Source organism: Aeromonas sobria, assembly GCF_000820145.1.
Classification (GTDB): Bacteria; Pseudomonadota; Gammaproteobacteria; order Enterobacterales; family Aeromonadaceae; genus Aeromonas; species Aeromonas sobria.
This window is the reverse complement of record NZ_CDBW01000032.1, coordinates 204,729-226,282: the sequence shown is the minus strand read 5'-3', so window position 1 is coordinate 226,282 and position 21,554 is coordinate 204,729. Positions and strand designations below refer to the sequence as shown.

At 60.1% G+C, this 21,554-nt stretch carries 16 protein-coding genes; 9 read left to right on the top strand and 7 right to left on the bottom strand.

Annotation, left to right across the window (positions count from 1 at the left end; all coding sequences use genetic code 11):
* Positions 1 to 286: 286 nt before the first annotated feature.
* The 4 genes from BN1135_RS14755 to ydiJ form a co-directional block, all read right to left on the bottom strand.
* Complete coding sequence (locus BN1135_RS14755) at positions 287 to 2,176, bottom strand: DEAD/DEAH box helicase (protein WP_042022369.1); 1,890 nt, start codon at positions 2,174 to 2,176, stop codon at positions 287 to 289.
* A 181-nt stretch (positions 2,177 to 2,357) separates the two neighbouring features.
* A complete protein-coding gene (locus BN1135_RS14750; RefSeq protein WP_042022368.1) occupies positions 2,358 to 2,819 on the bottom strand; it encodes a hotdog fold thioesterase in 462 nt (153 codons plus the stop codon).
* 132 nt (positions 2,820 to 2,951) lie between these two features.
* Entirely contained in the window at positions 2,952 to 3,440 is a 489-nt protein-coding gene (locus BN1135_RS14745) for a hypothetical protein (protein ID WP_042022367.1), read from the bottom strand.
* Positions 3,440 to 6,517 carry a D-2-hydroxyglutarate dehydrogenase YdiJ gene (gene ydiJ / locus BN1135_RS14740; protein WP_042022366.1) on the bottom strand — a complete coding sequence of 1,026 codons (3,078 nt, stop codon included), beginning with the start codon at positions 6,515 to 6,517 and terminating at the stop codon, positions 3,440 to 3,442. Before ydiJ ends, BN1135_RS14745 begins: the two co-directional genes overlap by 1 nt.
* Before the next feature lie 167 nt (positions 6,518 to 6,684).
* Between ydiJ and BN1135_RS14735 the strand changes: the two genes are divergently transcribed.
* The 4 genes from BN1135_RS14735 (at position 6,685) to BN1135_RS14720 (ending at position 11,903) form a co-directional block, all read left to right on the top strand.
* Positions 6,685 to 7,611 (top strand): cation diffusion facilitator family transporter, encoded by a 927-nt coding sequence (locus BN1135_RS14735; protein WP_042022364.1) that lies wholly within the window; start codon positions 6,685 to 6,687, stop codon positions 7,609 to 7,611.
* A gap of 300 nt (positions 7,612 to 7,911) precedes the next feature.
* Positions 7,912 to 9,447, top strand: coding sequence for a TerC family protein (locus BN1135_RS14730; protein WP_042022363.1), 1,536 nt, complete (start codon positions 7,912 to 7,914; stop codon positions 9,445 to 9,447).
* 201 nt (positions 9,448 to 9,648) lie between these two features.
* Positions 9,649 to 10,770, top strand: coding sequence for an alkene reductase (locus tag BN1135_RS14725; protein ID WP_042022361.1), 1,122 nt, complete (start codon positions 9,649 to 9,651; stop codon positions 10,768 to 10,770).
* 146 nt (positions 10,771 to 10,916) lie between these two features.
* A complete protein-coding gene (locus tag BN1135_RS14720) occupies positions 10,917 to 11,903 on the top strand; it encodes a zinc-binding dehydrogenase (RefSeq protein WP_042022359.1) in 987 nt (328 codons plus the stop codon).
* Positions 11,904 to 12,016: 113 nt separating this feature from the next.
* Here the strand turns inward: BN1135_RS14720 and BN1135_RS14715 are convergent, their stop codons facing one another.
* Positions 12,017 to 13,081, bottom strand: coding sequence for an adenosine deaminase (locus BN1135_RS14715; protein ID WP_042022356.1), 1,065 nt, complete (start codon positions 13,079 to 13,081; stop codon positions 12,017 to 12,019).
* Positions 13,082 to 13,278: 197 nt separating this feature from the next.
* Here BN1135_RS14715 and BN1135_RS14710 point away from each other — a divergent pair, with 197 nt between their 5' ends.
* The 5 genes from BN1135_RS14710 (at position 13,279) to BN1135_RS14690 (ending at position 18,784) form a co-directional block, all read left to right on the top strand.
* On the top strand, positions 13,279 to 14,028 hold the full coding sequence (locus BN1135_RS14710; protein ID WP_042022354.1) for an HAD-IIA family hydrolase: 750 nt from the start codon (positions 13,279 to 13,281) through the stop codon (positions 14,026 to 14,028).
* 54 nt (positions 14,029 to 14,082) lie between these two features.
* Entirely contained in the window at positions 14,083 to 15,657 is a 1,575-nt protein-coding gene (locus tag BN1135_RS14705; protein ID WP_042022352.1) for a cation:proton antiporter family protein, read from the top strand.
* A 136-nt stretch (positions 15,658 to 15,793) separates the two neighbouring features.
* Positions 15,794 to 16,162, top strand: coding sequence for a cupin domain-containing protein (locus BN1135_RS14700; RefSeq protein WP_042022349.1), 369 nt, complete (start codon positions 15,794 to 15,796; stop codon positions 16,160 to 16,162).
* Between the two features lie 192 nt (positions 16,163 to 16,354).
* The gene (asnB, locus tag BN1135_RS14695) at positions 16,355 to 18,019 is read left to right on the top strand and encodes an asparagine synthase B (protein WP_042022347.1); all 1,665 of its coding nucleotides are present in this window, start codon (positions 16,355 to 16,357) and stop codon (positions 18,017 to 18,019) included.
* A 240-nt stretch (positions 18,020 to 18,259) separates the two neighbouring features.
* Positions 18,260 to 18,784, top strand: coding sequence for an acyloxyacyl hydrolase (locus tag BN1135_RS14690; RefSeq protein WP_042022345.1), 525 nt, complete (start codon positions 18,260 to 18,262; stop codon positions 18,782 to 18,784).
* Between the two features lie 89 nt (positions 18,785 to 18,873).
* On the opposite strand, the gene dcuC is transcribed toward BN1135_RS14690, so the two are convergent.
* Positions 18,874 to 20,247: a C4-dicarboxylate transporter DcuC gene (gene dcuC, locus BN1135_RS14685; protein ID WP_042022342.1), complete on the bottom strand. Its 1,374-nt coding sequence runs from the start codon at positions 20,245 to 20,247 to the stop codon at positions 18,874 to 18,876.
* Positions 20,248 to 20,256: 9 nt separating this feature from the next.
* Positions 20,257 to 21,495, bottom strand: coding sequence for a peptidase T (pepT, locus tag BN1135_RS14680; RefSeq protein WP_042022340.1), 1,239 nt, complete (start codon positions 21,493 to 21,495; stop codon positions 20,257 to 20,259).
* Between the last annotated feature and the right edge of the window lie 59 nt (positions 21,496 to 21,554).

The following is a 21,554-nucleotide window of genomic DNA, read 5'->3' as shown; positions in this document are numbered from 1 at the left end:
TGACAGATATCGCAGCTCTTCGCACACACGGCTTTCGCCACTCTCAGGACTCTCGGTAATAAGAACAACCGCAGCCCAGAAGCCTCTGTAGCAGAACGACTGTTTACGCCAGATAGCACCACAACCGCCCTGAAACAGGGCTTATATACACAGACACAACACCTCCGAACGCGGTAGCCATGGGCTCAAACCATGGCCCGTTTGATGGTGTTGTGCTAACCCGGGGCAAACTGCAGCCATAAAAAAAGCCGCTCGATGAGCGGCCTTTTTATCACTGGGTCAGCAATTAACCTTCGCGGCGCTTGCCACCGAATTTACGCTTGTCAGCACCACCTTCACGGCGATCCCCACCCTTATTGAACGGGCGGTCACCACTCGGACGACGATCCTTGTTGAAAGGACGATCGCTGCGCGGCGGACGGCTGGCAGTGTTGCTACCGGCAGGTACTTCGGTGTAGCGGCTGATCTGCAGCGGACGCTGACAAACGCGAGCTTTCTTGATCACTTCCAGCACGTCGCCGGTCATACCCTTCGGCAGATCAACGGTGGAGAAGTCATCAGCGATGTCGATGTTACCGATGAAACGGCTCTCGATGTTCGCTTCGTTAGCGATAGCGCCAACGATCTGGCCCGGCTTGACACCGTGGTTAGCACCCACGTCTACGCGGTAGCGCTCCATCTCGACATCCGGGTTGTCTTTCAACGGACGCGGCTCGAGGGAAGGCATACGACGGGCAGGACGATCACCACGGTCAGCGAAGTCACGACCACCAAAATCACGGCCACCATCGCGACGTTCAAAGTCACGACCACCGCGATCATTGCTGGCGTTTAGCAGCGGATCAGGGATGGAGTCATCCAGCAGCAGCGGTTGGTCACCCTGAACCAGCTTGGCCAGTGCGGCAGCCAGTTCCAGCGGATCGGCAGAATCTTCTTCGATCAGCTCGTTCACCAGGTTGTGATAGATCTCAAGCTCTTCGCCCATCATGGTTTCACGAATGCGCTCTTTGAACTTGGTCATACGGTGCTGGTTGATGTCTTCGGTGCTCGGCATCTTCATCGGCTCGATGGCCTGACGAGTTGCTTGCTCGATGGCACGCAGCATACGACGCTCACGGGGAGCCACAAACAGAATGGCCTCGCCCTTACGGCCAGCACGACCGGTACGGCCGATACGGTGAACGTAGGATTCGGTATCGTAAGGGATGTCGTAGTTCACCACGTGGGTGATACGCTCAACGTCCAGACCACGGGCAACTACGTCGGTCGCGATCAGGATGTCCAGTTGACCTTGACGCAGCTTGTCAACGGTACGCTCACGCAACTTCTGCGGGATGTCACCGTGCAGCGCTTCACAAGCGTGGCCGCGGGCGGCCAGTTTGCCAGCCAGCTCTTCGGCAGCATTCTTGGTACGCACAAAGACCAGTACTGCTTCGTACGGCTCTACTTCAAGCAGACGAGTCATGGCGTCCAGCTTGTGCAGACCGGTTACCTGCCAGTAGCGCTGACGAATGGTCGGGGCAGTGGAGGTTTTGGAGACAATCTTGATCTCTTTCGGCTGCTTCAGGTGCTTCTGGGCAACACGACGGATCTGGTCCGGCATGGTGGCAGAGAACAGGGCAACCTGACGGGTGCTCGGGCACTGGTCCATGATCCAGTCAACGTCGTCGATGAAGCCCATACGCAGCATTTCATCAGCTTCGTCCAGAACCAGAGCTTTCAGGCCGGAGAGGTCCAGGTTCTTGCGACGGATCAAGTCCATCACACGGCCAGGAGTACCTACAACAACCTGAGCGCCACGACGCAGTGCGCGGGTCTGGGTTTCGTAAGAGGAACCGCCGTAGATAGGCAGAACGTGGAAATCAGGCATGTGCTTGGCGTAACGTTGGCACGCCTCAGCAACTTGCAGCGCCAGTTCACGGGTAGGTGCCAACACCAAAACCTGGGTGTTGCGGTTACCAGCTTCCAGACGAGATAAAAGAGGCAAGGCAAAAGCAGCGGTCTTCCCTGTACCGGTTTGCGCCTGCCCCAGCAGATCGTGTCCCGCCATCAGGTGGGGAATTGCTGCGGCCTGGATCGGTGACGGGCGCTCATAGCCCACGTCCTGCAGCGCTTTCAATACAGGCGCGGCCAGTCCAAGCTCACTAAAAAGGGGCAGTTGTTCGGTATCAGACATAGATTCTTCCAGATTAAGGCAGGCGGCTAAACACCGCGGAATAGCAAAAAGGCGGCGATTATAGCGCCACTTTGTTCTGCTGTCTTGAAAAATGTGATAAGCCTCTCAAGACGTTGGCAATTATAGAGGGATCTGGCGACTATAGCTTGCTTATTTTGCACCCTTAGGGCGTTATTGCAGATCACTCCTCGCTGGAGTCCTTGCCCCGCTTGTGTTTGAGCACTGCCATGGTCAGTCGGCTGGTGCACAATAAACGCTCACGTTCATCCCGAATTTCAATCTGCCACACCTGAGTTGTCGCCCCCAGATGCAGCGGTGAGCAACGCCCGCTGACCACCCCTTCCCGTTTGGCCCGCAGATGGTTGGCATTCACCTCCAGTCCCACGCAATAGCTATCTGGCCCCACCGCCATGTTGGCGGCAATCGATCCCAAGGTTTCCGCCAATACCACAGACGCGCCGCCATGCAGCATGCCAAGGGGCTGGTGGGTGCGATGATCCACCGGCATGGTCGCTTCCAGCCAATCGGGGCCAAAGGCGGTATAGACGATGTCGAGATGGGCCATCAGGGTGTTGCGAGAGGTGGCATTGAGCCCGTCCAGACTCATGGGTTTACGCCAGATGGGGGCAATATCGTGACTCATGGCAAGCAACTCCTTAAATCAGTAATGGATTGGTGCCGATGGGGTGACACACCCAGCATCGGCCAACCGGGTCAGAAAACAAACGGCCCCGAGCAAGGGGCCGCTTGATAAGTGATAACAGCAACCGGGACATCACCAGGGATAAGTCACCCCGGGCCACTCGTCCCAAGACTCTTGCCGCCCCGGTAGCCGGGGTTCAGGCCACTGCCAGACGTTGGCGAGCCAGTCGCGCAGCAGCGCCTCCAGCTCCTCATCCGTGATGGGTGCCTCGGCCACCTTCCAGAAGAAGAGCTCCACAGTTACCTCCGGCAGCACCGAAGGATAGAGATAAACCCCGCCCCAGAATTGCGGCTCTCGAGCTGAGCTCCATAGACCATAGGCAAAGGAGCGCTTGGCCAGAAACTCCGACTGCTGCCACTCCAGATCCCCTTGGTGCTGGCTCAGGCTGAAGTTGGCGGAAGGCCAGATATCGTTCGGGCGAAACAGCTGATGGAGCTGCTCGCGCTCGCGCAACATGGCGACAAACTCCACCACCGCCTGAGCCGGGGTGGCAGGCAACAGCAAAAAGCGCGGGTGCCGATAGGCCTTCGGCACCCGAAACCGTTTGGGAAAACGCAACATCAGAGCAGCTCCAGCAGGGCCTGCAATGGATGTTTGAGCTTCTCCCCCTCCATTCGCTTGACCTGACTGCGGCACGAATAGCCGGTCGCCAGACAGCGCGCTTTGGGCAGGCGGGCAAGGGGGTCGGCCCAGCTCAGCCCATAGATGCCCTTGGAGTTTTCCACCTGTTTGACGTCGTGACCATAGGTGCCTGCCATGCCACAGCAGCCCACAGAGACCGGCTGCAAGCTGGCCCCGAAGCGGCCAAACAGGGTGCTCCAGTCACCGTGGGTCGAGGGCTTGGCGGTCTTCTCGGTACAGTGGGCAAAGAGATACCAGGGCTCGGGATCGCTCCCCTCCCCGCTCTTTGCCTTGTCGGCGCTGACGGGCAGCTGATCTGCCGGCAACGACAGCAACCACTCCTGCGGCAGCAACACCTGAAAATCACCGCGGGCCGACCCCAGCGCCTTGGCATACTCGTCGCGATAGCAGAGCACCATGGCCGGATCCACCCCCACCATGGGGATGCCGAGCGCCGCCACCTTGTTGAGGAACTGGGCGCTGTTGGCGGCGGTGCGGGCAAAAGCGCGCAGGAATCCCTTGATATGCTGCGGTTTGCCGTTGGGTTTAAAGGGCAGCAGGTAGGGCTGGAACCCCAGCTTGCTGACGAGTTTCACCAGATCGCGCACCACGGGGGCATCGTAATAGCTGGTGAAAGGATCCTGCACGATGAGCACCACCTGCTTGCGTTGCTCGGCGCTCATCCGCTCCAGCCCCGGCAGGTCAAAATAGCGGGCGCGGTTGTCGTGTAGGGTCTCGGCCAGGGTCGGCACCGAGAGCAGCGGCACATCGACCATGCCGATGCTCTTCTCGGTCGCCTTCTGGGCCCACTCTTTTTCCAGGAAGAAGTTGACCAGCTTCGGCGCTTTGGCGAGCAGCGGCGCATAGCTTTCGACGGTGCCGACGAAGTAATCCTTCGGCGCGCGCAGATAGCGGCCATGATAAAGCTGCATAAAACGGGCGCGAAAATCGGGCACATCCACCTTGATCGGGCACTGGCTGGTGCACGCCTTGCAGGCCAGACAGCCCGCCATCGCCTCCATCACCTCGTGGGAGAAGTCATACTCGCCACGCTGTTTGGCCCAGCTGTTGCGCACCTTGTCCACCAGCTGTTTGAAGCGCACGCCACCGGATTGCAGTGCCACCTCTTCCGCCAGCGGATCGAAGCCCTGCTGCGCCAACTGACGCAGCCATTCGCGCATCAGACCCGCTCGCCCCTTGGGGGAGTGGCGGCGATCGCGGCTGATCTTGACCGAGGGGCACATGGGGGAGTCGGTCTCGAAGGTGAAACAGAGACCATTGCCGTTGCAATCCATGGCGCGGGTGTAGCTGGTGCGCACAGCGAGCGGGATCTGGCGGTCATACTTGCCGCGCTTGGGGCCATCCACCGACACCAGCTCGGCACCGCTGCCATAGGGGATGCAGATCTTGCCCGGGTTGATACGGTTGGCCGGGTCGAACGCCCCCTTGACTCGCTGCAGCTCTTCCCACAGCTCGCCAAAGAAGGCGGGGCTGTATTCGGAACGAAAACCCTTGCCATGCTCCCCCCACATCAGGCCGCCATATTTGGCGGTGAGCGCCACCACCTGATCGGAGATGCGGCGCAGCAGCACCTCCTGCTCGGGATCGCACAAGTCCAGTGCCGGGCGCACGTGCAGCACACCGGCATCGACGTGGCCAAACATGCCGTAATCGAGGCCGTGGGCATCGAGCAGGGCGCGAAATTCCATGATGAAATCGGCCAGCGACTCTGGCGGCACGGCGGTATCTTCAGTGAACGCCACCGGCTTCTTGCGCCCCTCGGCGTTGCCCAGCAGCCCCACCGACTTCTTGCGCATGGTGTAGATGGTCTCGATGCTCGGCAGGTGGTCACACACCTGATAGCCGATGATCCCGGCTTCCCCCTTGGCCAGCAGCGCGTCGATACGGTGGCAGAGCTCCGTCACCTTGGCCTTGTGTTCTGCCTCGTCGGTGTCGGCAAACTCGACGATGTTGAGCCCCTGCAGATCCTTGCCGGGCACATCCTGAATCAGGTTTTTCACCGAATGCCAGATGATGTCGGCGCGGGCCAACCCCAGCACCCGTGAGTCCACCGTCTCCACCGACAGAGCTTGCGCCTGCACCATAAAGGGGGCGTTGCGCAGGGCCGAGGGGAAGCTGTCGTACTTGACGTTGACCAGGGTGCGATAGCGCGGGATGAGAGTGATGTTGAGTCTGGCTTCGGTGATGAATCCCAAGGATCCTTCCGAGCCGCACAGCACCCGACTCACATCCAGTGTGTCGCTGTCGGGTTGATAGAGGTGCTTGAGATCGTAACCGGTCAAAAAGCGGTTGAGCTTGGGGAAGATGGCTTCGATGTCGGCGCGGCGCTCCTTGCCGATGCGATAGAGGGTGCGATAGATCTCCCCTTCGCGATTTTCCAGCGCCAGCTTGTCAGCCAGTCGCTCACCGGTCAGCGGCTCTGTGGCCATGATGTCGCCGTTCTCCAGCACCGCTTTGAGCCCCAGCACGTGATCCGAGGTTTTGCCGTAGACCAGTGACCCCTGCCCCGAGGCATCGGTGTTGATCATGCCGCCCAGGGTGGCGCGGTTGGAGGTGGAGAGATCCGGTGAGAAGAAGTAACCGTGGGGCTTGAGCCAGGCGTTGAGCTGGTCTTTTACCACCCCGGCCTGGGCGCGCACCCACCCCTCTTCCAGATTAATTTCCATGATCTGGTTCATATAACGGGAGAGATCGACGATAATGCCGCCGCCCAATGACTGACCATTGGTGCCGGTACCGCCACCACGAGGGAAAAAACTCAAGGAAGCGAACGCCGGTTCCGCGGCCAGCTTGAGCATTGCTGCTATGTCGTCCGCACTGTGCGGATAGAGAACCGCCTGGGGTACTACCTGATAGACGCTGTTATCCGTCGCCATCGCCAACCGGCTTGCATAAGACTTTTCGATATCACCACGAAATGCGCTGCGCTCTAGCAACTCAAGAAACTGCAGGGTTGCGGGTGACAAACTGTCCTGGTAATCGAGTCTCGGGATCATGAATCCTTGTTCCCATCCTTTGCTTGATGCCGGCACGCCGGCGACAACGACTGGCCAGCCGCCTATCAATGGCAATCAGACCAGTCCGCTCACATGTAAGCGGGCAGTATATCAGCAAGAAAACCGCTTGCCCTTGGCAATATTCACCATTTGAATGGAGGACTTTTATGGCTCACTATCGCCATGTTATCAGTACGTTTATCACCACCGAAAAGCAGGCTTTGACCCTGTCGCTGTTCGGCAGCATAGGGTTTGCCATCTTCGGCATCGGCTATGGCCTGCTGGTGGGATCCCACGCGATTATGCTCGACGGTCTTTTTAGCCTGTTCAGTATGGGCATGACCGGCCTTGGCCTGATCACCGCCTACCTCGTTACCCGCCCCTCCGATGCGCGCTTCCAGTACGGCTACGCCCATTTCGAACCCATTGCCAATGTGATCAACGGGGTCATCATTTTACTGCTCTGTCTGGGGGCGCTTTATAGCGGCATCACCACCCTGCTGGCGGGCGGCCGTGACATTGACCTCGGCCACGCGCTGATCTGCGCCGCTATCTCCACCTTTTTATGCTCCCTGTTTTATCTGGTCGAAGCGCGCTTGGCCAAGCAGTTCAACTCCGAACTGGTACGGGTCGATTCAGAGGAGTGGCTGGTTGATACCATACTGAGTGCCACCCTGCTGGTGGGTTTTTTGGTCGCGATGGGGCTAGATACCATCGGCTATGGCCAATACAACCGCTACATAGACCCGGTGCTGGTCTCCTTGCTGGCCCTGTGTGCCACCCTCATTCCCATCAAGGTGCTCAGTCGCAACCTGCGGGAAGTGTTGAAGATCGCCCCCAAGGGGGATGTGCCCCGTCAAGTCGAGCGGGAAATCGAGGCGCTGCGCCAACGCCACGGCATCGAGTGCTACAGCCATCTGGCCAAGAGCGGTCGGCGCTTTGATCTCGAGCTCAATATCCTGATTGCACCGGATCAAGAGTGGTCGGTGGATCGCCAGGATGCCTTGCGCCATGAGCTCTGGTCTCGCCTCGGCGATACCCTGGGTGATGCCTGGCTCTCGGTCTGTTTCACCCGCGAAAAGCGCTGGTTGTAACAACCGCACGGGGAGTGCGGCTTGGCCGCCTCCCCCAGTCTTGCTACTACCCCATCACGTCCCGCTGACGCTGTGCTTGCCAAATTGGCGCCAATCGTTATCATCAGGGCTCATTTTTCACCCGAGGTTTTATTGCCCATCATGGACAATCCCCGAAGTTGCTCTTCGTTCATTCCCTTCACGCACTCTCTTTATCTGCTTAATCCGCGCCTCTGAATAACGCCATTGCCTTGCTTTTACTACGGCCATCGTGCGCCGTGATCACTGTTTGCTCTGTCTGTTTTTATTGAGGTCGTCACAATGGAATTGCTGCTGGATCCCCATATCTGGGTTGGTCTGTTTACCCTGATCATTCTGGAAATCGTGCTGGGGATCGACAATCTGGTCTTTATCGCCATCCTGGTGAAAAAACTGCCCCCCGCCCAACGGGACAAAGCCCGCGTCATCGGTCTCTCCCTCGCCCTGCTGATGCGACTCGCGCTGTTGAGCGTCATGTCATGGCTGGTTACCCTGACCACCCCGATTTTACATCTGTGGGATCACCCCTTCTCCGGTCGGGACCTGATCCTGATGGGAGGTGGCCTGTTCCTGCTGTTCAAGGCCACCTCCGAGCTGCACGAGCGGCTGGAAGCCAAGCCCCATGACGATGGCCCGGTCGGCGCCTATGCCAGCTTTGGGGTGGTGATCGCCCAGATCCTGGTGCTCGATGCGGTCTTCTCGCTGGACTCCATCATCACCGCCGTCGGCATGGTGGAACACCTTGGCGTCATGATGGCTGCCGTGACCATCGCCATGGTGGTGATGGTGCTCGCCTCCAAGCCGCTGACCCGCTTCGTCAATGCCCACCCGACCGTGGTGGTGCTCTGCCTGAGCTTCCTGCTGATGATCGGTTTTAGCCTGGTGGCGGAGGGCTTCGGCTTTCATATTCCCAAGGGTTACCTCTACGCGGCCATCGGCTTCTCGGTGCTGATCGAGTTTTTCAACCAACTGTCCCAGCGCAGTGCCGAACGTCATGAATTAAAACAGCCCCTGCGCGAGCGCACTACCGCCGCCATCTTCAAGCTGATGGGCAGCAAGGCCTACCAGGATCAGCCGGACGACGACCTGGATGCGCCAGCGCCTGCGCCGCTGAGTTTTGGGGAAGAGGAGCGCTATATGGTGACCGGTGTGCTGTCGCTGGCCGAGCGTTCCATTCGCACCATCATGACCCCACGTTCAGACATGGCCTGGATCGATATCAACGACTCCAACGACGAGATCCGCGCCCTGCTGCAGCGAGAGCCCCACAGCCTGTTCCCTATCTGCGACGGGGATCTCGATGAGGTGATCGGGGTACTTAAAGCCCGCGATCTGCTGTTTGCCCTCAACGAGGGGCAATCCTTAAGCGAATTGGCCAAGCAGAACGACCCCATTATCGTGCCGCAGACCATCAACGTGATCCGCCTGCTGGCAGAGCTGCGTAAAGCCAAGGGGAGCCTTATTCTGGTCTCCGACGAGTTTGGCGTCATTCAGGGGCTGGTCACCACCCACGATCTGCTGGAGGCCATCGTCGGCGAACTGCCGGACGAGGACGAAACCCCGGATATCGTGCGCGATGGCGAAGGGTGGCTGATCAACGGCAGTACCAACATCCACCATGTGGAGCAGGTACTGGAGCACGAGGGTCTGGTAAGTGACAACGACGAGTATGTGACCCTGGCAGGCATGCTGCTTTCCCACTTTGGCATCCTGCCCAGCACGGGCCAGCAGTTGCAACTGCAGCAACTCAGCTTCGAGGTCGTCGAGGTGAGCGAGCGGCGCATCGAGCGGGTGCGGGTGATCCCGCAGGCAGTGTAAGCTGCCCACCATCATGACAAGAGGGCCACACGGCCCTCTTTTTTTGCATCTGGAACCGGCACAAAATAGATAGCCTCCCCTGTTTAAAGGCCGGTTGGGCTGATTGCTGCATTTTTCGCAATTCAATTATGCAATTACCCCTCTTTTTCACAACAAGATGCAGGCATAGAGTGGCGTCACTCTCACCCTCAGGAACTCAAGATGAGCCACGATCACCTGTTCTGCCCGCTGCGCCTCGGCCAGCTGCACCTTGCCAACCGCATCGTCATGCCCCCCATGACCCGCTCCCGTGCCAGTCAGCCCGGTGACGTGGCCAACGCCATGATGGCGAGCTACTACGCCCAGCGCGCCGACGCGGGGCTGATCATCAGCGAAGGCACCCAAATTGACCCCATGGGCAAGGGCTACGCCTGGACACCGGGGATCTACAGCGCCGAGCAGATCGCCGGCTGGAAGGGGGTAACCGATGCCGTGCACGCCAAGGGGGGCACCATGTTCGCCCAGCTCTGGCACGTCGGCCGGGTCACCCACCCCGACAACATCGGCGGCGCCCAGCCTATCTCTTCGTCAGCCATTGCAGCCGTGGGGGTCAAGGTGTTCGTCGATAACGGCAGCGATGCGCCGGGTTTTGTCGAGACCGTCACCCCGCGCGCCATGACCCAGAGCGATATCGAGCAGGTGATCGGCCAGTTCCGCCAAGCGGCCCGCAACGCCATCAGCGCCGGTTTTGACGGCATCGAGCTGCACGCCGCCAACGGTTATCTCATCAACCAGTTCCTCGACTCCGAGTCCAATGCCCGCACCGACAGTTACGGCGGCTCACTGGAGAACCGGCTGCGCTTCCTCAAAGAGGTGACCGAAGCGGTCAGTAGCGAAATCGGCGCCGATCGGGTTGGGGTGCGTCTCGCGCCGCTCACCACCCTCAACGGCACCGTCGATGCCAACCCGCAGGAAACCTATCTGGCAGCCGCCCGCCTGCTGGGCCAGCTCAATGTCACCTACCTGCACATTGCCGAAGCGGACTGGGACGATGCCCCCCTGATGCCGGAGAACTTCAAGCAGGGTCTGCGGGATGCCTTCCCCAACACCCTGATCTACGCCGGTAAATATGATGGAGCCCGCGCGCGCGCCGCCCTCGAAGCGGGTTGGGCCGACATGATTGGCTTTGGCCGCCCCTTCGTCGCCAACCCGGATCTGCCGAACCGGCTGCGCCACGGCTATCCGCTGGCCCCCCATGATCCGGCCACCCTGTTTGGCGGCGGCGAGAAGGGGCTGACCGACTACCCCGTCTATCAGGCCGATGACGCAACCACCAGCCGCTGATTGCCGATGGCCAACCGGCCACTTAAAGCAGGCCCCACAGGTTGGGGCCTGCTGTCTTGTTGCGCATTCGCAACAGTGATACTTATGACTGCCTTACTGTTGCAATCATCTCGTTAAGCTCTCCCACTGTTTCGCAAGGAGTCCTCATGAATCACACCCAAGCCTGGTGCTGGCATGCCCCCGGTGAACCGACCCAGCTTACCCTCGCCGATCTGCCCCTCTCCCCCCTTGGTCCTGACGAGGTGCTGGTAGCCAACCGGGTCATCGCCTTCAATCCGGTAGACTGGAAGCTGATCGAATATGGCCACTCCAACTGGCAGGACGGTCAGGTGCCCGGCGTCGACGGCATGGGCACTATCGTGGCGCTCGGTGCCAACGTCAGCCATCTACGCCTCGGCGCCCGGGTCGCCTATCACACCGACCTGCGCCACCACGGCAGCTTTGCCCGCCACACCCGGGTACCGGCCCGCGCCCTGCTGCCGGTGCCCGATGCCCTGAGTGACGAGGCGGCAGCCGCCCTGCCCTGCCCCGGCCTCACCGCCTGGCAGGCGCTGGCCAAGCTGCCGCGCCTGCACGGGGAAGCGCTGCTCATCACAAGTGCAGGCAGCAGCGTCGGCCGCTTTGCGGCGCAACTGGCCCTTAAACAGGGAGCTCGTGTCTTTGCCAGCGCCAGCCCACGCCACCATCAGTGGCTCAAACAGATCGGGGTGCAGGGGGTGGCCGATTATCGGGATCCAGAGTGGCTGGCCACCCTGCAGGCCGCCAACGGCAATGAGCCGTTCGAAGGGATCATCGATCTGGTCTCCAGCCAGCAGGCAGAAAGCTTGTTGCCTGCCCTTGGCTACTACGGCCATATGGTGACTGTGCTCGGGCGCATCCCCCACAATCCGCAGCCCGCCTTTGCCCACTGCCTCTCATTACACGAGATTGCTCTCGGAGCTCAACACGCCTTTGGCACCGACAAGCAGTGGAGCCGACTGGTGGCTGCCGGTGTCGCCATGATGGCGCAGATGGCGAGCGGCGAGCTGACCCTGCCGCCGCTGGTGGCCGGCAACTTCGAGGAGCTGCCCACCCTGCTCGACCGCTTCAAGCGCGAAGGACAGGGCGAGAAGTTTCTGGTGCGAGTGGCGTAACGCTGACCTCCCCCGGCAGCAACACCTGCCATTGAAACGAGAGAGGCCCGCCAGTAATGGCGGGCCTCTCTTTATATCTACTGCATGTCATCGCGACTTCATTAGCGCCTGACTCAGTGCAGGATCACCCCGTGGGTCTCGGCATAACTGCGGATCTCCCGGGTCAGCCGCGCCTTGTCGGCCAGAGGGATCCAGCTCGCCTCAACGGCATTGAGCGACAAGCGGCAGAGCTGACTCATGGTCGCGCCGAGGCCATCGGCCAGCGCCGCAAAGTTGGCCCCCATGTAGCCGCCGAAGTAAGCGGGATCGTCCGAGTTGATGGTGACGCAGAGCCCCTGCTCCAGCAGCCGCAGCACATTGTGCTGGGCCATCTGGTCGAACACCTTGAGCCGGGTGTTGGAGAGGGGGCAGACGGTGAGGGGCAACCGGGTATCGGCCAGATAGCGCAGCAGCTCGGGATCGTCTGCCGAGCGCACTCCGTGATCGATACGGCAAACGTGCAGCTCGTTGATCGCCTGCCAGATGTAGTCGGCGGGCCCCTCTTCACCGGCGTGGGCCACCACCGGCAGCCCCAGCTCGCGGCAGCGGGCAAAGACCCGGGCAAACTTGCTAGGCGGATTGCCCCTCTCCCCCGAGTCGAGGCCGATGCCGTGAATGCGGGCGAGGAACGGCTCCGCCTGCGCCAAGGTAGCAAAGGCCTCCTCTTCGCTGAGGTGGCGCAAGAAGCTCATGATCAGCCGCCAGCTGATGCCAAACTCCCGCTCTCCGGTCTGCAGCGCCCGCTCGATGCCGCCGAGCACAGTGGCAAAAGAGACGCCGCGGGCGGTGTGGGTCTGCGGGTCGAAGAAGATCTCCACATGCACCACCTTGTCGGCGGCGCAGCGCGCCAGATAGGCCCAGGTGAGGTCGAAGAAGTCCTGCTCGGTCACCAGCACGCTGGCACCGCGATAGTAGAGGTCGAGAAAGGATTGCAGGCAGTCAAAGTCATAGGCGGCACGCACGCTGGCCACGTCTGGCCAGGGCAGCGGCACACCGTTGCGGCGGCCCAGCTCAAACATCAGCTCAGGTTCGAGGCTGCCCTCGATATGCAGGTGCAGCTCCAGTTTCGGCAGTCCGGCGATAAATTGCGCGGCGGTGAGGTGTTCGGTTGTGACTGGCTTGGGAATTGGGGTGTCCATAGCGACGGCTCCATCAGCAAAGTGATCCGGCGTCAGCCCCTCCACCAGACTGACCCGACTGCAGCTTTATTGTGCACCCAAGTGGCGAGACAGGGGAGACTTGTCATCAAACAGACTTATAATGGCGTCACAAAAATCATAAATGATTGAACATCTTAACGATTGGCGGCTCGCCTGCGCCCTGACAAGGAGTTTTCATGAAGAAGAACGTCATCTGCGATATCGACGGTGTCATCCTGCACAATAACGATCTCATCCCTGGTGCCGACCTTTTCGTCCACCGCCTGCTGGAGCAGGGTAGCAAGCTGCTGTTTCTGACCAACTATCCGGCCCAGACCCAGAAAGATCTGCAAAACCGCTTCCGCTCCGCCGGGATCGAAGTGCCGGAGGAGAGCTTCTACACCTCCGCCATGGGCACCGCCGACTTCCTCAAGCGTCAGGATGGCAAGAAGGCCTATGTGATCGGTGAAGGGGCGCTGACCCACGAGCTCTACAAGGCCGGTTTCACCATCACCGACATCGACCCCGACTTCGTGGTGGTGGGCGAGACCCGCAACTACAACTGGACCATGATGCAGCTGGGCGCCAAGTTCGTCGATCAGGGGGCCCGCTTTATCGCCACCAACCCCGATACCCACGGCCCCATGATGCACCCGGCCTGCGGCGCTCTGTGCGCCCCCATCGAGCGGATGACCGGCAAGAAGCCGTTCTATGTCGGCAAGCCGAGCGCCTGGATCATCCGTGCGGCCCTCAACCGGATGGAGGCCCACTCCGACGACACCATCATCATCGGCGACAACCTGCGCACCGACATTCTGGCGGGCTTTCAGGCCGGTCTCGAGACGGTGCTGGTGCTCTCCGGGGTGAGCAAGGTGGCGGATATCGACCGCATGCCGTTCAGGCCGAACCATATTTTCGACTCAGTGGTCGACATCGATATCGTCTAATCACCACCCAAGCGTTAAACAGGGCAGGTCTCTCCTGCCCTTGCAGGATCTGTTATGGAACCCATTCTGATCGCCGTGGCCTTTGGCTGCGGCATGCTGGTCAATCTGATTGGCCTGCCCCCCCTGCTCGGCTTTCTGGCCGCCGGTTTTATCCTCAACGGCATGGGATATGAAAATACCCCCGCCCTGAGCGAGGTGGCCGATCTCGGCGTCACCCTGCTGCTGTTCACCATCGGTCTCAAGCTCAATATCAAGACCCTGATGCGGCGTGATGTGTGGGGCACCACCAGCCTGCACCTGCTGCTCTCCACCCTGCTCTTTACCGTGGTGCTGCTGGTCTGCAAGGGGCTGGGGCTCCACCTTGCCCTGTCGCTGGACTGGAAGCTGGCGCTGCTGCTGGGCTTTGCCCTCTCCTTCTCCAGCACCGTCTTTGCGGTCAAGGTGCTGGAAGATCGCAGTGACATGAATGCCCTCTACGCCCGCATCGCCATCGGGGTGCTGGTCATGCAAGACGTGTTCGCCGTGGCCTTTCTGGCGTTTTCCAGCGGTAAGTGGCCCAGCATCTGGGCGCTCTGGGTGCTGGGATTGCCGCTGCTGCGCCCGCTGCTGTTCAAACTGCTGGAGCGGGCTGGTCACGGTGAGTTGCAGGTACTGTTCGGGGTATTTCTGGCACTGGTCGTCGGAGCCGCCGGTTTTGAAGTGGTCGGGCTCAAACCGGATCTCGGGGCGCTGATCGTCGGCATGCTGCTCGCCTCCCATCCGGCGGCGGCGGGACTGGCCAAGGCGCTGTTTAACCTCAAAGACCTCTTTCTGGTCTGCTTCTTTCTCACCATCGGCCTCAACGGCCTGCCGACCCACGACACCATGCTGCTGGCACTGGCGCTGGTGCTGGCCCTGCCGCTCAAAAGCGCCCTCTACTATCTGGTCTATAGCGGCGCCCACCTGCGGGTGCGTACCGCCCTGCTCTCTACCCTGGCGCTCAGCAACTTCTCGGAGTTTGGCCTGATCGTTGCCGCCATCGCTGCCAAGGCGGGCTGGATCTCCCACGAGTGGCTGGTGGCGGTCTCGCTGGCGCTGGCGGCGAGCTTTATGATCTCGGCACCGCTCAATGCCCAGAGCGAGCGCATTTACCACCGCATCGGCCATTGGCTAAGGGGATTGCAGGCGAGCAACCTCCATCCGGAAGACAGGCCCATCGAACTGGGCGATGCCGAGGTGATCATCCTCGGCATGGGGCGGATTGGTCAGGGGGCCTACTTCGAGCTGGAGAACAAATACGGCAACGTCATCCTCGGGGTGGAAAACGACAGCGAGAAGCTGCCCACCCTGCGCGAACAGGGGATGAACGTCATCGAGGGGGATGCCACCGATACCGACTTCTGGGACAAGGTGCTGCTCTCCAATCAGGTCAATCTGGTGCTGCTGGCGATGCCCCACCACTCGGGTAACCTCTACGCCATCGAGAAGCTGCGCAGCCACGGATTTAGCGGCAAAATCGCCGCCATCGTCCGCTTCGAGGATGATATCGCCTCCCTGCAGGAGCAGGGGGTGGATGCGGTGTTCAACGTCTACAACGAAGCGGGCAGCGGCTTTGCCCGCCATGTGATCCGCCGCTTGCAGCCGCGCTGAGCACTGGCATCGGGGGCTTGGCAAGGACACTTGGCAAGGAGAGAAGCATCGTTTAAGTTATGCACAACCTCGTTTAATAAAACGAACGCGGGGCCGGGATGGCCCCGCTTTTATATCTCATTGCCAGGGAGGCACCATGAAGACCCTCAACGACTGGATCCTGCTCGACCGCCACGAAGCGGCCCCTACCCCACTGATGCCCGCCCCCGAGCGCATTAAAGCGGGCAACCCGGTGCAAACGGTGTGGAACCACTACTCCGATCCCAGCCAGCAGTTTCACGTCGGCTTCTGGGCTTGCGAGCCCGGCCGCTGGGCCATTCACTACACCGAGCACGAGTATTGCCAGCTGCTGGAGGGGGATGTGGTGATCCACGACAGTCAGGGCGGCCAGCTTGCCCTCAAACCCGGCGATCAATTCGTCATTCCCGCCGGCTTTGTCGGGGAGTGGGAGACCCTCACCCCCTGTCGCAAGGTTTATGTGATCTTCGAACCCGCCTCGGCTTGACGTTCACGTCACCCTGCCCTGTTGCAGCAGCCCTTATCCTGTTGATCTGCTTGACGCTTACGGCATGATTTTCTGCGGTTTTCCCGCTTGCAAAAGGTTTTTCCGCTAGGCATTGTGTCTGACGAGGAATGTAAATGGAATTTCGAGCCCGGACGTGGGGGGCTCATATAAAAATCAAGAGGATTACCGCCAATGTGTTCTATTTTCGGCATTCTGGACATCAAAACCGACCCGGCTCTATTGCGCAAATCGGCACTGGAGATGTCCAAGCGACTGCGTCACCGCGGGCCTGACTGGTCCGGCGTCTACAGCTCCGACAAAGCCATTCTGGTGCACGAGCGCCTGGCCATCGTCGATCCGGGCAATGGCGCCCAGCCGCTCTACAACCCCGAGCGCACTCACGTATTGGCCGTCAACGGCGAGATCTACAACCACAAAGAGCTGGAGAAGAACCTCAAGGTCGACTTCCAGTTCCAGACCAAATCCGACTGTGAAGTGCTGCTGGCCCTCTACAAGGAGAAGGGCCCAGCGTTTCTCGACGATCTCAACGGCATCTTCGCCTTTATCCTCTATGACGCCGAGCAGGATGCCTACCTGATTGGTCGTGACCATATGGGGATCATCCCCCTCTATACCGGTCGCGACGAACACGGCAACTTCTATGTCGCCTCCGAAATGAAAGCGCTGGTGCCGGTCTGCAAGAGCGTCGACACCTTCCCGCCGGGACACTACCTGTGGAGCAAGGATGGCGAGCTTAAGCAGTGGTACAAGCGCGACTGGATGGAGTACGGCGCGGTCGAGCACAACGTCAGTGACAAGGCCGAGCTGAAAGCCGCGCTGGAAGCGGCGGTCAAACGCCAGCTGATGTGTGACGTGCCTTATGGCGTGCTGCTCTCCGGCGGGCTGGATTCATCGGTGATCTCCGCCATCACCAAGATCTACGCCGCCCGTCGGGTGGAAGACGATGGCAAGAGCGAAGCCTGGTGGCCGCAGTTGCACTCCTTCGCCGTTGGCCTCGAAGGCTCGCCGGATCTCGCCGCCGCCCGCAAGGTAGCCGATCACCTCGGCACCATCCACCACCAGATCCACTTCACCGTGCAGGAGGGTCTGGATGCCCTGCGCGACGTCATCTATCACCTCGAGACCTATGACGTCACCACCATCCGCGCCTCCACGCCGATGTACCTGATGGCCCGTTACATCAAGGCGATGGGGATCAAGATGGTGCTCTCCGGCGAAGGCTCCGACGAGCTGTTCGGTGGCTACCTCTACTTCCACAAGGCGCCCAACGCCAAAGAGTTCCACGAAGAGAACGTGCGCAAGCTCGCCTCTTTGCACCTCTATGACTGCCTGCGCGCCAACAAATCGATGGCCGCCTGGGGCGTGGAAGGTCGCGTGCCCTTCCTCGACAAGGAGTTCATGGACGTGGCGATGCGCCTGCAACCTGCTGACAAGATGTGTGGCAAGGGCAAGATCGAGAAGCACATACTGCGCGAAGCGTTCGAGGAGCTGCTGCCCCACGAAGTGGCGTGGCGCCAGAAGGAGCAGTTCTCCGACGGCGTAGGTTATTCGTGGATCGACAGCCTGAAGGCGATGGTCGAGACCGAAGTGACGGATCAGATGTTCGAAGCAGCCGCATTCCGCTTCCCCATCAACACCCCGCTCACCAAAGAGGCCTACTTCTACCGCGCCATCTTCGACGAGCACTTCCCACTGGAAGCCGCCGCCCGCACCGTGCCCTACGGCAAGTCGGTCGCCTGCTCCACTCCCACTGCGCTGGAGTGGGATGCCAAGTTCAAAGAGATGGCCGACCCGTCCGGCCGCGCCGTGATGGACGTGCACCAGCAAGGCTACTAAGCCCGAACGGGGCAACCCGAGCGGATAACGCCAGATAGCAAAAAGCCCTTCACCATGGTGAAGGGCTTTTTCATATCCCCGCCCGCCAAACCACATCAGACCGCCGCAGATAGTTGATTTTTCATAAATATTTAATTTTTTTACCTAATGACCATTCATTGACAGGGTGTGCTTCGATTGACTATGCCTGAAGGGTGATCAACAGGATCACCACGATGACAACAAGGATCGGGAGGGGGCATGGACGCTAACACTCTTTCAAGGATTGGCCTGCTGGCAGCATTGCTTACCAGCCCGGCTGTGATGGCCAACGACAATATAGTGGTGCTGCAGCTTGGCAACGCCTTCAGCAATGAAAAACTCGATATTAAAATCGCCGACGCCAAGTTCCACCATATGTTTTGGCGTTGGGGGGACTCAGGCTGCCAATTTGGGCTGGGGGTACGTGGCGGTACCCTCAAGGTAGAAGATGAAGAGACCGCCAGACTGGGAGGCGGAGCCCGCATTGAATGCCAATGGGGTAACTGGGTGACCTGGCTCCCCGGCGAAATGGTCTGGCTCGATCAGCATCAATTTGGTACTCGCGGCCACGGCTACAAGGATTACGGCGGCCCCTTCCAGTTCACACTGGGTATCGGTCTCGGTTACGCCATCACCAAAAATTGGCTGGTCGGCTATCAGTATGAGCACATGTCCAACGCCTATATGTATGACAAGAACCCGGGGCTCGACAGCCATACCCTCCATATCGAGTACCGTTTTTAGCCAAGCAGGCTCAACCGTTATCGAAACCGTTAGACAAAAAAAGCCTTCACTTTCGTGAAGGCTTTTCGTCATGTGCACACTATCCATCGTTACAGATAGAAGATCCCCACGATCAGGGTATGGAAGACAAAGCCCGCCATCAGCGGCACAGAGGTACGCTTGATCACCGCAAACGGCGTCAGCTTGGCACCGCTGGCGACGGCGATAATCACCCCGGAAACTGGCGACATGGCCCGCCCCATATGGGAGGCCTGCTGCATCGGCAGGATCATCGCGGCTGTGTTGACCCCCATGCTGGCCGCGATCTGCGGGATCAGCTCGACAAAGGCAAGGAAAGGGGCATTGCCGGAACCCATGATGATGGCTGCCGCCAGGGTGACCAGCGCGAAGACGATAGCCATGGCAAATGCAGGCAGCCCCACATGCTCGGCGCCGACAATCATGATATCGATTACCCCCAGCACCTTGATGCCGTGGGCAAAGATCCCCGCCGCCACCAGCAACCCCACCACGTTGCTGAATGCTGACCCCATGCCATTGAGGAAGTGGCTGAAACCACCGCACACCTGCTTCATGTCACGGGTTCTGGCCGCCTCCACCACCATGCTGATAAACATCGAGATCATGACGATGGTGATGACGTTGAGCTTGATGTGATCCACAAACAGGGAGGAGAACCCCACCGCCATGATGATCGGCAGCATCGGCAAGATGGCATAAAAGCCCGGTACACCAACCTCTTTCGCCGACTCGTCCACCACAGCCGGCCCCTGATGCTGGTGCCCATCGAGCCGATCGCAGCGACGCTGCCAGAATACGTGCATCAAGCCCACCACCAGCACGGTCGCCAGCGCAGCGGGGCCCTGATAGGTGTAGACATACTCGATCACGTTATGGCCCATGCCCACCGCATCGGTCGCCCGAATGGCATCGATGGCAGTCGGGGTATAGGCAACCCCGAGAGAAGTAGCAATCACCCCGGCCGACGAGGCCGCAGAGAGCCCCAGCCCCACCATGATGGGGAAGAGGGTCGCCATCAACAGCACCGCCAGACCGGTCGCCGAGGGGATCGCCAGTTGCAGCGCGCTGGCCAGCAGGTAGGAGAAGAAGAGCAACACATAGGGGGAGCGCAACCGGCGCAGCGGACGGATGGCAATCCGCACCACCGCATCATTGGCCCCGATATGATCCATGTAATGGGCAAAGCCCATCAGCGCCATGATCATCAGACCCAGATCCGCCGCCCGCGAGCTGAAGAGATCCCGCATCACCTCGAAGGGATCAAACAGGGCAATGCCGGTGCTCTCGACCCCTTTGGGCAACACACTGCCCCACCCTGCCAGCTGGCTTGCCACCATCAGCACCAGACCGGCGGCAAACAGCACCGGCTCGGCCCGATAGCCTTTCAGGATCAATCTGGCCACCAGAACGATGACCAGTACAGCAATAACTACCTGAAACATGACGACTCCTTAGCGGCTGAAACGGGCGTGGGTGAGCTTGACTATCTCGATCACCACGGCACTGGCCGCTTCCAGAGATTTGACCGGCAGGTACTCGTAGATGGAGTGGAAGTTGTGGGCACCGGTGAAGAGGTTCGGGCAGGGCAATCCTTTCTGGGAGAGCACTGCGCCGTCATAACCGCCGCGCATCGGGATGGGCTTGGGGGTGATCCCCAGCGTCTCGTAAGCGGCCAGCGCCAGTTCGATGGGATAGCGGTTCTCCCCCTGCAGGCTGTTGAATACATTGCTGTAGCGATCGCTCAAACTGTAACTCACGCTCTGCTCGCCCCACAGGGCCTGACAGCTCTTGCCAAGGGTGTCGAGCAGGGTCATGCGCTGCTGATACCCCTGCTCGGTGAAGTCGCGCACATCCAGCTTGAGCACGGTGTTGGCGCTGTTGCCCTGCATCTGCTTGACCCAGTAGTAGCCCTCACGCCCTTCGGTATATTCCGGTGCTTCGCCCCCCGGCAGCATGGCGATGAACTTGTGGGCCATCAGCAGGGAGTTCTTCAGCTTGCCCTTGGCCGACATGGGGTGAGCCGAAGCACCGTGAAAAACAAACTCCGCATCACCCGCATTCCAGTTCTCATAGACCAGCTCGCCAATGCCGCAGCAGTCGAGGGTATAGGCAAAGTCGGCGCCAAAACGTTCGGTATCAAACGCCTTGGCTCCCCGCAGCCCCTGCTCCTCATCTGGCACCATACCAATTTTGATGGTGCCATGGGGGATCTCAGGATGCGCCTGCAGATAGGCCACGGCATTGACGATGGCGGCGATGGCCGCCTTGTCATCGGCCCCCAGCAGGCTGGTGCCATCGGTCACGATGATCTGATCACCGGCGTAATTGGCAAGCTCCGGGAACTCGCTCTGGCGCAGGGTGATCTGCTGCTCGGCATTGAGGCAGATATCCCCCCCTTCATAGCTCACCACTTGGGCATGGGTATCGGCGGTGTGCTCGGCACTGGTATCAAGATGGGCAAAGAACGCCACTGTGGGCAGATCTCCTGCCACATTGGCGGGCAGAGTGGCGGTCAGGATGGCGTTATCCGCCACCTCCACGGTCAGCCCCAGGGCGATCAGCTCCTGCGCCACCTTGTCAGCCAGCACCCGCTGGCCCGGTGAAGAGGGCATTACTCCGGCGGCCCCCGCTTCACGATTGGTAGTGGTATTGATTGCGGTATATCCCAAAAATCTGTCGACAATATGCATTGCGGTAGTCCTGTGAGTAGTGACGGATATGATGCAGTGACGAGATCCGACGGCGCGGT